Consider the following 14352-nt stretch of genomic DNA (forward strand, 5'->3'; position numbering starts at 1 on the left):
ACTCTATTTGCACAAGGAATGCGCCATGCCCGTTGCGTTGATTACCGGTTGTTCCAGCGGCATCGGCCGTGCCCTCGCCGATGCGTTCAAAGCCGCCGGTTTCGAAGTCTGGGCCAGTGCGCGCAAGGCTGAAGATGTCGCGTTGCTGGCGTCTGCCGGGTTCACCGCCGTGCAACTCGACGTCAACGACAATGCGGCGCTGGAGCAACTCGGCGAGCGGATCAACCAGCAACACGGCGGCCTCGACGTGCTGATCAACAACGCCGGTTACGGCGCCATGGGGCCGCTGCTCGATGGCGGAGTGGCGGCGATACAGCGTCAGTTCGAGACCAATGTGTTTTCGATTGTCGGCGTCACTCGCGCGTTGTTTCCGGTGCTGCGCCGGGCCAAGGGTCTGGTGGTGAATATCGGCAGTGTGTCGGGTGTGCTGGTCACGCCGTTTGCCGGTGCGTACTGCGCCTCGAAAGCAGCCGTGCACGCATTGAGTGATGCCTTGCGCATGGAACTCGCGCCGTTTGGTGTACGCGTCATGGAGGTTCAACCGGGGGCGATTCAATCGAGTTTCGCCAAGAATGCCGGGCATGAAGCCGAGCAGTTGATCAACGAGCAGTCACCGTGGTTTCCACTGCGTGAAGGCATCCGGGCACGGGCCAAGGCTTCACAGGACAAACCGACGCCGGCCAATGAGTTTGCGGCTGTATTGTTGAAGGCTGTAGAGCAGAGCAAACCGCCGCGGTTGATCCGCATTGGTAATGGCAGCCGGGCGTTGCCGTTGCTGGCGGCGTTGTTGCCCAAGGGCTTGCTCGAATCGACGTTGATGAAGCGGTTCGGATTGCGCGCAAAGCTCTGAGACCGGGTTGACGCTTTCGCGAGCAGGCTCGCTCCCACATTGGCTCTCTGTCATGCCGAAGATCTCCTGTGGGAGCGAGCCTGCTCGCGAAGAGGCCAGAAAATACACCTCAAACACTCAGCCCCAGCCCTTCATGAAATCAATGAACGCCCGCACTTTCAGCGGCAAATGCCGGGTGTCCGGGTACAGCGCATACACCCCTTGCGACGCAAACCGGTAATCCACCAGCAAACGCTGTAGCCGCCCGGCATCAAGATCGTCCTGAATCAGCCATTGCGGCAGAATCGCCACGCCTTGCCCGGTCAATGCAAACGCCCGCAGCGTCGCCGAGTTGTCCGCGACGATGGCGGTGGTTCCCGGTTTCGGCTGGTAGAAATGCTCTGTACCGGCCGGATCGGTCACGGTCAGTTCCGGCACCCGCCCATGCCCTAACGTCGGCATCGACTCCAGCGTGGCCAGCGTGACCACCGGCGCGAAGCGCTCGACCAACCCTGGCGCCGCCACGGCAAATATTTCGAACGTCGACAACTGCACCGCACGCAGATTGGAGTCGTGCATGCGTCCCAGCCGAATCGCCATGTCAAAGCGCTCGGAAATCAGATCGGCATGGGTCGAGGATGTGGACAGATGAATGTTCAGCTGTGGTTGCTGCTGGCGAAACACCTCAAGCGCCGGCACCACCTGAGCCAAGGCAAACTCGACCGTCGTGGTGATACGCAGTGTGCCCTTGAGCTGTGCATGCTCAGAACGCGCCTCTTCGATCGCCAGCCGCGCTTCATCCAGCGTGCGCAGGCAGCGTCGATAAAAGCGTTCACCGGCATCGGTCAGCGCCAGTTGCCGGGTATTGCGCGTGAGCAAGGTCACGCCCAGTTCTTCCTCCAGGCGCTTGAGGTTGAAGCTGACCACCGCCCGTGTTTGCCCTAGCGTATCGGCAGCAGCGGTCAGCGAACCGGCCTCGACCACGGCTTTGAAGGTGTCAAAACGATCCAGGCTGACCATATCCACGGCACTCCTTGTCAAAATAATTTTGACAAACTAGCAGCCAAACCAGCGTTTTTCCATGAGCAGAAGCGCCCTACCCTGCACGTCTCACTACAGGGAAGCTGACATGGCTTATCGCTCGAAAGTCGCGCTGGTGTATTTGTTGGGCTTCGCGCTCGACCTGCTGAACATGTTCGTCGCCAGCATCGCTTACCCCGACATTGCTCAACAACTGCACGCCTCGGTGACGCAACTGGCGTGGATCAGCAACGCCTACATGCTTGGTCTGACGCTGATCATTCCACTGAGCGTATGGCTGGCAACACGGGTCGGCGAACGGCGGCTGATCCTCGCGTCGCTGCTGTTGTTCGGCCTGGGTTCGGCGCTGGTGGCACAAGCCGGATCGATTGAAAGCCTGATTGCCTGGCGACTCCTGCAAGGCCTCGGTGGCGGACTGCTGCTGCCGGTGGGCCAAGCCCTGGCCTATCGACAATTTCCGGCGACGCAACGCGCGCACTTCACCGGTATGGTGTTGCTGGTGGCGCTGCTGGTGCCGGCACTGTCGCCGGCGGCCGGCGGGTTGATCGTTCAGGCATTGTCGTGGCGCTGGATTTTCTACCTGAATCTGCCGCTGACACTGCTCGCATTCGGGCTTGGCCTGCTCTGGTTGAAAGCCGATCAACCGTTCAATGAGCGTCCGACGCTGGATGCTCGTGGCCTGCTGCTGGCGGCGTCGGCACTGAGTTTGTTATTGATCGCCGTCAGTCTGGTAAGCGACGCCAGCACCCGAGCACTCGGCATCATTGTGCTGATACTCAGCATCCTGATCCTGGGCCTTTACCTGCGCGATGGCTGGCGCAAACCCGGCGCGATCCTCGACCTGCAACTGATCAAGCACCCGTCGCTGCGTCTGGCGATGTTGATCTACTTGTGTGTGCCCGGGGTGTTCACCGGCACCCACATGATTGCCGTGTTGTACCTGCACACCCTCGGTGTCGGCGCGGCGCAGACCGGCGCGTTGATGCTGCCATGGGCCGTCGGTTCGGGCGTGGCGATCATGCTCGGCAAACGCAGTTTCAACCGCATCGGCCCCAAGCCATTGCTCAGCGTCGGCATGCTCCTGCAATGCCTGGGTATTGTTCTGCTGATGCGCATCGAACAACCGGCGAGCACACCGCTGATCATCGCCTACGCCCTGATGGGGCTGGGCGGCAGCCTGTGCAGCGTCACCGCGCAGACCCTGGCCTTCGTCGGCATTACGCCAGAAAAAATGGGCCACTCCAGCGCCCTGTGGAACATCAATCGCCAACTCGGTTTCTGCCTCGCGGCGGCGCTGCTCAGCTCACTGCTGGGCGCGTTGGGTGGTGACGGTTTCAGTGCCTGCTTTATCGCCGCCGCGCTGCTGACCGTGTTGCCAATGGTCGCCGTCCTGCGTTTCGACTCGACCCACGTGCTCGCACTATTGAACCCACCTGCCCTTGAGGAAAAAACTGCATGAATGACGCCACCCCCTACCTGGACGAAGTGATCCAGGCGCACGAAGCCATCGAACGATGGTTTGCCGTAGAAGAAGATGACGCCGCGCTGCAGCGATTGCTGGCGCGTTTTTCACCGCGTTTTTCCATGGTGACGCCGTTGGGCCGAGCGCTGGATGTCGATGCCCTGCGCCTGCTGTTCCAAGCCGCAGGCGGGCAGAAGAAAGGTTTCAGAATCCAGCTCAGTGAGTTACGCGTGATTGCCCTGCATCAGCGCGGCGCGACCGTGAGTTACCGCGAACAGCAGAGCGATGCGAGCGGTGCGCAGACGGATCGGCGCTCGACGGTGGTGTTTGAAAAACTCGAATCCGGACGGGTGTTGTGGCTGCATTTGCAAGAGACGTTTTGCAGTGAGTGAATATTCGGCAGTTTCCTGAAATACCGAGCCGCCCTTATCGCGAGCAGGCTCACTCCTACAGGGGATCTGCGGTGTGACACAGATCCCCTGTAGGAGTGAGCCTGCTCGCGATGCAGACGACTCGATCCATCAGTTATCCACAGCGCTCTGATTTACCACCACCGTGCAAGTAATCCCCGCTGCCAACAAAACACCCTCCGGCACTTCATCAATGTGAATCCTTACCGGCACTCGCTGGGCCAACCGCACCCAGTTGAACGTCGGGTTCACATCGGCGATCAACTCGCGACTTTCCGGGTTATCGCGGTCATAGATACCGCGGGAAATACTTTCCACATGGCCCTTGAGCACTTCGCCGCTCATCAATTGCATGTCGGCTTTATCACCGAGTTTCACGTGGGGCAGTTTGGTCTCTTCGAAGAAGCCGTAAACCCAGAACGAGTTCATGTCGACCACGGCCATTTTCGCCTCGCCGATGCGCGCATAGTCACCGCGATGTACGTTGAGGTTGGTCACGTAGCCGTCGACCGCCGCACGCACTTCGGTGCGTTTGAGGTTGAGTTCGGCGGCTTCCAGTTGCGCTTGGGCGTGTTGGTAATCGGCCAGCGCCGCGTCGGCGATGTTGCTGGCGTCGTCGCGGTTTTCCTTGGAGATCACCAGGTTGTCGAGGTCGGCGCGGCGGTGGGCGTTGACCTTGCGCATCTCCCAGGTCGACTTGCGCGAGGCAACCAGCGACTGCGCCTGTTTCACTGCGATGCGGTAATGCTCGGGGTCGATCTGCATGAGCAAATCGCCTTTCTTGACCAGTTGGTTGTCACGCACCGGCACATCGATCACTTCACCGGTGACGTCGGCGGCGACGTTGATGATATCGGCACGCACGCGACCGTCGCGGGTCCACGGCGTGTTCATGTAGTGCTCCCACAACGTGCGGCCGATCCACAACGCCAGGGCCAGCACCAGCAGGGTCGCGAGCAGGCTGAAAAACTTTTTCATCAGATCGTTCTCAACGGTAGACAGTCAGCGCCATGGCGCCGAACAGACAGGTAAACAGACTCAGACGCAACAGCGCCGGGTGCCAGAAGAAGCGGTACAGATCGAACCCGGACAGGAATCGATCCACCGCCCAGGCCAGCGCCGCAGCGATGAAAAACATCAAAGTCATGGTCGGCATGTACACGCCGTGGAAGGCGATTTCACGAGGCATGGGCAAGTCCTTCGGGCTTGGCGATGGCGTAGGCAGCGAGCGGTGATTGCGGGTCGAGCAGCGAAGTGCGGATAAAGTGCAGATAGCTCTTCACCCGGCGCAATGCCGAGGTGTCGAAGTGTGGGGCGAACGGTTCATCGGTGGCGGCGACACGACTGATCGCATGGTCGACCGCCACCAGCGCGCGTTCGAGATTGCTGGCGTTCGGCTGCAGAAACAGTCGCACCAGCGCGCGGCCCATCACGCGGATTGCCTGGCGCCACGGCTGCGATTCGGCATAGGCCGGGTGCACCGGCAGGATCGCCTGCTCCTTGCGCAGCTCGATGATCGCGTGGCCGACTTCCAGTACCACGAACATCCAGCGCAGCAGGTTCTTCTGCACCTTCGGCTCCCCAGCCGCCAAACCGTAAGCCTGATGCAGCAAATCGCGGGTACGGCTCTCGAAACTCGACGCCAGGCCTTTGAGTTTGCCGCTGATCGCGTAGACCACTTGGCCGCGCAGATCCTGCTCCAGACGCTTCCACAACCAGCGACTGTTCGGCGGCAAAATAATCGCCCCGGCAGCGGCACAGACCAGCATGCCCATGACCATGGCGATGTAGTCGTTGATGAAGGTGTACGGGTTGTAGATGGTCAGGTTGTCCGGCACCGAACCGGTGCTGAAGAAGATCAGCAAACCGAGGCCTACACCGGCGTATTGCGGCCGCGACGTGAGGAATGAACCGAGCACGATCACCGGTGCGAGCATCACGCACAGCAGTGGGAAACCGTCGATCCACGGGAAGATGAAAAACATCTCGACAAAGCCGATCAGGGCACCGAGAAACGTGCCGCACGCCATCTGGAAAGCCATGCGTTTCGGGTTTGGCGTGGCGGCCGAAAGGCCCACGGTGGCGGCCGCAATCAGGGTCATCGTTGCGCCGCTTGGCCAAGCGGTGGCGACCCAATAACTGCCCAGCACAACCAGAATGAACGAGGCGCGAATGCCCGACGCAGCAGCCGCCCACCAATTGGTTTGCGGGGTGAACGGCTCGTCCCAGCGCTCACGTTCGTGGCGGTGATCGGCCAAGGATGCGTGGGTCTGTGCATAACTGTGCAAATCATCGACGAAGCGATAGAGCAGTTCGTAAGCGGTGTGGAAATCCAGTTGCTCGGCGTCGCTCGGCTCGGTTTCCTGGAAGATAGCGCGCAGGCTGCGCACGCGTGCCGGCAGGCCTTCCTTGTAGCTCTCCAGCGCTGTCGCCAAGCGCGCTGCATCGGGGCTGGTCAGGGCGCGACCACTGAAGCCGTCGAGCACTTCGGCGAGATCCTGCAGACCCGGTCTGATCGCCGCGACCACATGTTCTTCGCCATTGCCACGCAAGCGTTCAAGCAACTGATGCAGGGCGTTGAACCGGGTGGTGATGCCCATGAACTCGCTGTTCAAGCGGCTCAGGCGACCGTTGCGCCGACGCATGTGCGGGTCTTCGAACACGGTCACGCTGCGCAGCCCTTCCAGCCCCACGGCTTCGGCGATAAAACGCACGTTGCTCGCCTCGAAAGACTCGGCTTTGCTGCGCCCGCGCAGGCCATCGGTCACGAACAATGCGAACACACCGAAACGCTGATACAAGGCGTTGCGCATGGCGGCGCTGGCGGTTTGCGGCAGGACCGCGGCGCTGACCAGAGTCGAGCAGAGAATCCCCAGGGAGATTTCCAGCACCCGCCACACCGCCGCCATGAATGCGCCGTCCGGGTGCGCCAGCGCCGGTAATCCGACCATCGCTGCGGTGTAACCGGCGAGGACAAAACCGTAGGCGCGGAAGTTACGGCAACGTGCGGCACCGGCCGAGCAGATGCCGACCCAGATCGCCAGCGAGCCGAGGAACAGTTCGGTGTTCTGCGCGAACAATGCGATCAGCGTGACCATCATCGCCGAGCCGGCCAACGTGCCGAGAAAGCGATAGAAACTCTTGGCGAACACCTGGCCGCTCTGCGGCTGCATGACGATAAACACAGTGATCATCGCCGTGCGCGGTTGCGGCAATTCCAGACGCATGGCCAGCCACAACGTAAGGAATGCAGCGATCAACACCTTGAAGATGTAGACCCAGGTCACGCCATCGCTGCGCGCCCAGTCGAAAAAACCACGGCGCCATTCCAGGGAGTAGAGCCAGCGCAAAGGTGCGGGCAAGGGAGTCATTGAATTGTGCTCATGGATTCAGGCAAGACGCGGTCCCTGTAGGAGTGAGCCTGCTCGCGATAGCCATTTCACATTCAACATTTCTGTCGACTGAAACACCGCTATCGCGAGCGGGCTCACTCCTACAATGGGTCGTGTGTTCAACGCAGGAGTGCCGGGGTTTTCGGCGCTTGGGTTTTCTCGGCAGTCGGCACGTCATTGCCGGCACCGAGGCCACCGCCCAGCGCAGTCACCAACTCGGCATGCGCACTCAACCGCGCCGCCTGCACCTGCTGCTGCACTTGCTGCTGCTTGAACAGCAACGTCTGCGCATTGAGCACGTTGAGGTAATCGGTGAGGCCGCGTTGATAAGCGATCATTGCAATGTCGTAGGTCTTCTGCGCCGTGGCCACCGACTCGGCGGCGAAGCCTTGCTGCTTGTCCATGGACTCGCGGCGAATCAGTTGATCGGAGATACTCTTCAGCGCATTCACCAGCGTCTGGTTGTAATGCGCCACGGCGATGTCGTAACCGGCGGAGGCCTCACCCAACTCTGAGCGCAAATGGCCACCGTCGAAGATCGGCAGCGAGATCGCCGGCCCGACGTTGTAGTTGAGTTTCTTGCCGGTCAAAAACTCCAGCGCGCCACCGCCGGTGGCCATGTAGCCGAGGCTGCCGACCAGATCGACGTTGGGGTAAAACCCGGCATGCGCCACATCGATGCCACGCGCCTGCGCCGCCACTTGCCAGCGACTGGCGACCACGTCCGGACGCTGACCGAGCAGTTCGGCGGGCAATGCCGACGGCAGTTTCAACGCCGCACCGAGGGACAAGGTCGGACGCTGCAACTGCGCGCCCTCCCCCGGCCCTTTCCCCGCCAGCGCTGCAAGTTGATTGCGACTGAGGGCAATTTCCTCATCCAGCGCATCGATTTGCCGATGGGTTTCCGGCAGCGGCGTTTCCGCCTGACTGACTTCGAAATGCGTGCCGATCCCGCCGTTCAAACGCTTCTGTGCCAGATCGAGAATCTGCTGTTGCTGCTTAAGCGTCGCCGCGACGATGTCGCGCTGGGCGTAATGCAGCGACAGTTCGATGTAGGCGCGCACGATGTTGTTCTGCAATTCGAGCTGCGCCAATCGCGCCTCGGCCGCGCTCATGTGCGCCAGATCCACCGCCCGCTCGCTGGCATTGCTTTCACGGCCCCAGAGGTCGAGGGCGTAGCTGAAACCCAGCGCAGCGTTGTTGTCCCAGGTGGTGGTGTTGGCCAGCTCGCCAGGGCCATAGAACTGATCGGTCGGCCAGTTGTGGCGTTTGAGGGTCGACTCGCCATTGATCTGCAACGACTCAGCCGCCTCGGCGACGCCGGCCATGGCTTTGGCTTGGCGGACTCGTGCGGCGGCCATGGCCATGCTCGGGCTGCCCTGCACGGCGAGGTCGATCCAGCGATTGAGTTGCGGGTCGCCGTAGGCTTGCCACCATTGCGCGGTGGGCCAGTTAGCGTCACGGGCGGCGTGCGCGATGGCGTCGTCGGTGGCCAGTGAATTGGCCTCCAGCGCCTTGCCCTGTGGAGCAATTCCGTCCGTTGAGATGCAGCCGCCAAGACCCAGGGTAAAAGCCAGAACACTGAGCGGCAAAAGCGCTCTGTTGATGCGACGCGGCACAGCTGCGAATTCCTGAGAGAGGGGTAGATCGAGGACCCGTGCAGGAACTGCCGCAGGCTGCGATCCTTTGATCTTGATTCCCTTAAAACAAAATCAAAAGATCGCAGCCTGCGGCAGCTCCTACAGGGATCGGCGCAATTCTATGGAAGGCCCTGTACGGCGATAAGCTGGGATTTCTGTGAATCTTTGTTACGGTTAACGAGATAATCCCTAAGTCGGGGGTCTCGCCCCGGAAACTTCGTGTCACAATTTGCCATCTCCCTTGAGAGCACCCCATGGACACTTTGCAAAACATGCGCGCCTTCAGTTGTGTCGCCGAAGCCGGCAGCTTCACTGCCGCCGCCGTGCAACTCGACACCACCACCGCCAACGTCTCGCGCGCGGTCTCCAACCTGGAAGCCCACCTGCAAACCCGCTTGCTCAACCGCACCACGCGGCGCATCGCCCTCACCGAAGCGGGCAAACGCTACCTGCTGCGCTGCGAACAGATCCTCGCCTACGTCGAAGAGGCCGAAGCCGAAGCCAGCGACGCCCACGCGCGCCCGGCCGGGCAATTGAAAGTGCACACCATGACCGGCATCGGCCAGCACTTCGTCATCGACGCCATCGCCCGCTACCGCAAGACCCACCCCGACGTGACCTTCGACCTGACCCTGGCCAACCGCGTGCCGGACCTGCTCGACGAGGGCTACGACGTGTCCATCGTGCTCGCCAGCGAACTGCCGGATTCGGGTTTTGTTTCGCAACGGCTGGGCATCACCTACAGCATCGTCTGCGCCTCACCCGCCTACGTGAAAGCCAACGGCGCCGCGCAAAAGCCCAGCGACCTGCTCAACCACGCCTGCCTGCGCCTGGTCAGCCCGGTGATCCCCCTGGAGAAATGGGCGTTCGACGGCCCGGAAGGTCAGGAAATGGTCACCATCAACAGCTCGCCGTTTCTGGTGAACTCCGCCGACGCGATGAAAACCGCGATCACCAGCGGCATGGGCGTGGGCGTGCTGCCGGTGTATGCGGCGATCGAAGGTTTGCGTAACGGCACACTGGTGCGGGTCATGCCGAACTACCGCTCGCAAGAGCTGAACCTGTATGCGATCTACCCGTCGCGGCAATATCTGGATGCGAAGATCAAGACGTGGGTCGAGTATCTGCGTGGGTCGTTGCCGGAGATTCTGGCGGCGCATCAGGCGGAATTGGCCGCTTACGAATTAAGCGGCAGCCTTGCCGGCGCGCGCGTCGCTAACTGATTTCAACACACCACGAAACGTGTAGGAGCTGCCGCAGGCTGCGATCTTTTGATCTTGATGTTTAAAAATCAACAGATCGCAGCCTACGGCAGAGCCTACAGAAATCAGGGTTTCGCGGATCTTTCCGACAGGTTTTGACGGTTGTCCGTCGGAAGTGCGGTGGCTAGGATTTGGGTGTCGCTGACGCATCAGCGACCGGGTCTGGAAAACTCGATTTCAACTACCAAAGCTCATGGCATACTGCGGCGCTTTTTAGCTCGCAATGTTATGGCGGCTGTGCGCGGGAGGCCCTAGGGCCTGCCGGTTTTGGGAAGTTGGCCGGTTTTTCCAGTCCGCGCACAGCTGCCACCCTATCGTCTGGAAAACGAACAGTGGCGGCTTCACCCAACTTGCCACGAGTATGTTTCCTATGTTCAAACCAACGCCTAATCCACCCGAAACCGACGACACCACCCCCTACGAATTCCCCGGCTCGAAGAAATTCCACGAAGCCGCCGAGCGCGCCCTCGACCACTACCTCAAACCCAACGCCCTCACCCTGCGCTTTCACAAACCCAGCACCATGTTCCAGGTCGCCCCGGAACAGGACAGCGAAAGCCTGCTGGTCCACGCCTGCGAATCACTGGCCCAGGCCAGCCTGATGACCAGCGACATCGCCGCCTACATCGACCTGCCGCAACGACGGACGATTCTGGCGATTCAGCAGATCATCATGCTTGCCGAACTGGCGGTGAACCGCGTACTGGATAACCACGAAATCCCGCAATCCCCGGCACACAACTAAAAGCCCCTCACCCTAGCCCTCTCCCGGAGGGAGAGGGGACTGACCGTGGGGTTTGGAAGAGGTGCGCCGACGTGAAATACCGAGTCGAACTCAGATTCTGAAACAGATCAAAAGCCCCTCACCCTAACCCTCTCCCGGAGGGAGAGGGGACTGACCGAGGTGATTGCGAGAGATACGCCGACGTGAAATACCGAGTCGAACTCAGATTCTGAAACAGATCAAAAGCCCCTCACCCTAGCCCTCTCCCGGAGGGAGAGGGGACTGACCGAGGTGATTGCGAGAGATACGCCGACGTGAAATACCGAGTCGACCCTCAGATTTTGAATCAGATCAAAAGCCCCTCACCCTAGCCCTCTCCCGGAGGGAGAGGGGACTGACGGAGGTGTTTGGGCGAGTTACGCCGACTTGAAATACCGCGTTGAACTCAGATCTTGAAAAGCCCACAAATCGGCTCCCTCTCCTTGGGGAGAGGGCTGGGGTGAGGGGCGAATCCACCACAAAACCAAAGCCGAACACCCGCTCTTCACCACTCAATAGGCCGAGTGTCAGCTCGCCTGCTCTTGATCTTGATCCACGGGCGACGTCGGAAGGCTGAGTGGAGGGATTGATCCGGGCGTGGGAGCGCAGCGACCGTTTGGCGAAGCCAAACACAGCGAGAGGAGGTGCAGCGAAGCAAACCGTAGGCGCTGCGCCCGGATCGATCCCGCAGCGAAGGAACCCCGAGCCCCAGCGAGCGGGCCGCACGTAGGAGCAAGCGTTTTTTTGCTTACTTTTTTTAGGCGTTTGTAAAAAAAGTGAGTCGCCGTCAGGGCGAAACCCTAAGCCGCCGTTACCGAAGAAACGGATATACACACCGAACAACCACAACATGGTCGGCCCAGAGGCCGCCAAGACAACCCCAAGCCAGAAATGTTAGCGTGCTTGGTATCAAGCCCGAACAAGAGCCAACAACGATGAAAAAGACTGTCCTGGCCTTCAGCCGCATCACCCCACCCATGATCGAACGCCTCCAGCAAGAATTCGACGTCATCGTCCCCAATCCAAAAGCCGGCGACATCAACGCCCAATTCAACGAAGCCCTGCCCCACGCCCACGGCCTCATCGGCGTCGGCCGCAAACTCGGCCAGGCCCAACTCGAAACCGCGACAAAACTGGAAGTGGTCTCAAGCGTCTCCGTCGGCTACGACAACTACGACCTCGCCTACTTCAACGAACGCGGGATCATGCTCACCAACACCCCGGATGTGCTCACCGAAAGCACCGCAGACCTCGCCTTCGCCCTGATCATGAGCAGCGCCCGCCGCGTCGCCGAACTCGACGCCTGGACCAAGGCCGGCCAATGGCAAGCCAGCGTCGGCGCCCCGCTGTTCGGCTGCGACGTGCACGGTAAAACCCTCGGCATTGTCGGCATGGGCAACATCGGCGCCGCCATCGCACGCCGTGGCCACCTCGGTTTCAACATGCCGATCATCTACAGCGGCAACAGCCGCAAGACCGACCTTGAACACCAACTCGGCGCACAATTTCGCAGCCTCGATCAACTGCTCGCCGAAGCCGATTTCGTCTGCCTGGTCGTGCCGCTCAGCGACAAGACCCGCCACCTGATCAGCCATCGCGAACTGGCCCTGATGAAACCGGACGCCATTTTGGTGAACATATCGCGTGGCCCGGTCGTCGATGAACCGGCCTTGATCGAAGCCCTGCAAACCAAGCGCATTCGTGGCGCCGGCCTCGACGTCTACGAAAAAGAACCGCTGGCCGAATCGCCGCTGTTCCAATTGAGTAACGCCGTGACCCTGCCGCACATCGGCTCGGCGACGAATGAAACCCGTGAAGCCATGGCCAATCGTGCACTGGCCAACCTGCGCAGCGCCCTGCTCGGCGAACGCCCGCAGGATCTGGTCAACCCGCAAGTCTGGCGCGGATAAAAAAACACGGGCAAGTGCGTTATCGCACTTGCCCGTTAGTTATGCCTTACACAACTTGAAATTGAACAACAAAGCCAATTAAACAACAGCATTATAAGCTCTGCCTGCCTGTCGAATGATCGACAAACGCTATGGAGAGCCAATACCTTGAACACCCTGACAACCGACAAACTCATTCGTTACAGCAAAGTCATATTAATGGCTTACATCAGCTTCTTTGGCGTGCTTGTAATGATCCACAATTTCACCGATTACAATTCAAACTACACCTACGTGGCTCATATCCTGAGTATGGACACCACCACCGCCAGTGAATCCATCAAGTACCGAGCCATTGAATCACCGATGATTCATCACCGGATCTACTGGTTCATCATCACGCTGGAAGTCACGTATACCGTCCTGTGCCTGATAGGCACTTATCAGTTATATCGCCACATCGATGCTTCCGCAGAAGTATTCCACGAGGCAAAAAAGTTCTCGATCATGGGCATATTGGCAGCCATTTTCATTTATTACGTGTGCCTGCAAACCGTGGGTGTGGAATGGTTTGACATGGACACTTCGCAATCTTGGAATGCCAAGGATTGGGCGCGACATATCGTTGACTTCATCTTCCCGGTAATGATTTACATCACATTGAAAGTCGAGCGCTGAAGTTCAGCGCTCGTTTATTTCAAGCCAACTTTCCCTGTACCGGCGCCACCACCGCTTTCGGTTTACGAAACACCAGCACGTTGCCCAGCATCACTAACACCAGACCGACCAGCGCCGGCGCTGTCCACTGATAACCTTCAGCAAATGCCGAGACGTTCAGCGCCACAACCGGGAACAGCACGGTGCAGTAAGCCGCGCGCTCCGGGCCCATGCGTCCGACCAGCGTCAGATACGCAGTGAAACCGATCACTGAACCCGGGATTACCAGATACAGCAGCGCACCGACGTAACGCGGGCTCCAATCCATGTCGAACGGAATGCCCTTGACCAGGCACCACACCGACAACATCGCCGCCCCATAGGCCATGCCCCAGGCGTTGGTAGTCAGCGGTCTGAGTCCGGCCTTCTGCTGCAGACTCGAAAGCATGTTGCCCGCCGAGAAACACAAGGTGCCGCACAACGCCAGGCCCAGACCGAGCAAGGTTTGCGGGCTGGCCTGATGCCCGGCCAATTCCGGCCAGAACAACATGCCCAACCCAAACAACCCAAGCGCACCGCCCATCAGCACATTGCGTGCGATGCGCTGGCCAAAGAACACTCGCGCATTCAGCGCGTTCCACAACGTCGCAGTAGAGAACACCACTGCAACCAGACCGCTGGGGATCCACTGACTGGCGGTCAGGAAGCACATGAAGTTGACGCAGAACAGACACAACCCCTGCGCCACGCAGATCAAATGCCCACGGCGGTTCATCGGTTGCAGGCGCCGGCTGAGCAGCAACAGCACAAACAGCACCAACGCGGCGAGGCCGAAGCGATAGACGATCGACACCGGAATTGCCACCAGGCCCAGTTGCCATTTCAGGGCAATCCACGTGGTGCCCCAGATCAGCACGGTCAGCAAATACAACGACAGGTTCATGGCACACACTCCTCGATAGGCCTTGAGTGTCTGCCCGGGCGGGCGTTGCGCGCTTGCAGATTCT

Annotated in this window: 13 protein-coding genes; 7 read left to right on the forward strand and 6 right to left on the reverse strand. The window is 60.0% G+C overall.

From position 1 onward, the window contains the following. Positions 1 to 25: 25 nt before the first annotated feature. Positions 26 to 850 carry an SDR family oxidoreductase gene (locus KBP52_RS13480; protein WP_077571207.1) on the forward strand — a complete coding sequence of 275 codons (825 nt, stop codon included), beginning with the start codon at positions 26 to 28 and terminating at the stop codon, positions 848 to 850. A 117-nt stretch (positions 851 to 967) separates the two neighbouring features. Here KBP52_RS13480 and KBP52_RS13485 read toward each other — a convergent pair whose 3' ends face one another. Next, positions 968 to 1849 carry a LysR family transcriptional regulator gene (locus KBP52_RS13485; RefSeq protein WP_212623128.1) on the reverse strand — a complete coding sequence of 294 codons (882 nt, stop codon included), beginning with the start codon at positions 1847 to 1849 and terminating at the stop codon, positions 968 to 970. 61 nt (positions 1850 to 1910) lie between these two features. Here KBP52_RS13485 and KBP52_RS13490 point away from each other — a divergent pair, with 61 nt between their 5' ends. Further along, positions 1911 to 3329 carry an MFS transporter gene (locus KBP52_RS13490; protein ID WP_349251754.1) on the forward strand — a complete coding sequence of 473 codons (1419 nt, stop codon included), beginning with the start codon at positions 1911 to 1913 and terminating at the stop codon, positions 3327 to 3329. Further along, positions 3326 to 3724 carry a DUF4440 domain-containing protein gene (locus KBP52_RS13495; protein WP_123594990.1) on the forward strand — a complete coding sequence of 133 codons (399 nt, stop codon included), beginning with the start codon at positions 3326 to 3328 and terminating at the stop codon, positions 3722 to 3724. Before KBP52_RS13490 ends, KBP52_RS13495 begins: the two co-directional genes overlap by 4 nt. A gap of 129 nt (positions 3725 to 3853) precedes the next feature. Here KBP52_RS13495 and KBP52_RS13500 read toward each other — a convergent pair whose 3' ends face one another. The 4 genes from KBP52_RS13500 to KBP52_RS13515 all read right to left on the reverse strand — a co-directional run bounded on the left by KBP52_RS13500 (position 3854) and on the right by KBP52_RS13515 (position 8753). Continuing rightward, entirely contained in the window at positions 3854 to 4720 is an 867-nt protein-coding gene (locus KBP52_RS13500) for an HlyD family secretion protein (RefSeq protein WP_212622933.1), read from the reverse strand. Between the two features lie 10 nt (positions 4721 to 4730). Further along, positions 4731 to 4931 (reverse strand): DUF1656 domain-containing protein, encoded by a 201-nt coding sequence (locus KBP52_RS13505; protein ID WP_007914106.1) that lies wholly within the window; start codon positions 4929 to 4931, stop codon positions 4731 to 4733. Beyond that, the gene (locus KBP52_RS13510) at positions 4921 to 7113 is read right to left on the reverse strand and encodes an FUSC family protein (protein WP_212622934.1); all 2193 of its coding nucleotides are present in this window, start codon (positions 7111 to 7113) and stop codon (positions 4921 to 4923) included. Before KBP52_RS13510 ends, KBP52_RS13505 begins: the two co-directional genes overlap by 11 nt. 140 nt (positions 7114 to 7253) lie before the next feature. Then, a complete protein-coding gene (locus KBP52_RS13515; RefSeq protein WP_212622935.1) occupies positions 7254 to 8753 on the reverse strand; it encodes an efflux transporter outer membrane subunit in 1500 nt (499 codons plus the stop codon). A 275-nt stretch (positions 8754 to 9028) separates the two neighbouring features. On the opposite strand from KBP52_RS13515, the gene KBP52_RS13520 reads away from it, so the two are divergent. The 4 genes from KBP52_RS13520 to KBP52_RS13535 all read left to right on the forward strand — a co-directional run bounded on the left by KBP52_RS13520 (position 9029) and on the right by KBP52_RS13535 (position 13366). Continuing rightward, positions 9029 to 9997, forward strand: a complete 969-nt coding sequence (locus tag KBP52_RS13520; protein WP_007914118.1) for a LysR family transcriptional regulator — start codon at positions 9029 to 9031, stop codon at positions 9995 to 9997. A 409-nt stretch (positions 9998 to 10406) separates the two neighbouring features. After that, positions 10407 to 10781: a DUF6124 family protein gene (locus KBP52_RS13525; RefSeq protein ID WP_077571200.1), complete on the forward strand. Its 375-nt coding sequence runs from the start codon at positions 10407 to 10409 to the stop codon at positions 10779 to 10781. Between the two features lie 953 nt (positions 10782 to 11734). Then, positions 11735 to 12709, forward strand: a complete 975-nt coding sequence (locus tag KBP52_RS13530; protein ID WP_212622936.1) for a D-glycerate dehydrogenase — start codon at positions 11735 to 11737, stop codon at positions 12707 to 12709. A 147-nt stretch (positions 12710 to 12856) separates the two neighbouring features. Next, positions 12857 to 13366 (forward strand): DUF2165 domain-containing protein, encoded by a 510-nt coding sequence (locus KBP52_RS13535; protein WP_212622937.1) that lies wholly within the window; start codon positions 12857 to 12859, stop codon positions 13364 to 13366. A 19-nt stretch (positions 13367 to 13385) separates the two neighbouring features. Here KBP52_RS13535 and KBP52_RS13540 read toward each other — a convergent pair whose 3' ends face one another. Continuing rightward, positions 13386 to 14288: a DMT family transporter gene (locus tag KBP52_RS13540; RefSeq protein ID WP_212622938.1), complete on the reverse strand. Its 903-nt coding sequence runs from the start codon at positions 14286 to 14288 to the stop codon at positions 13386 to 13388. Positions 14289 to 14352: the final 64 nt, after the last annotated feature.

Source organism: Pseudomonas sp. SCA2728.1_7 (genome assembly GCF_018138145.1).
GTDB classification, from domain to species: Bacteria; Pseudomonadota; Gammaproteobacteria; order Pseudomonadales; family Pseudomonadaceae; genus Aquipseudomonas; species Aquipseudomonas koreensis_A.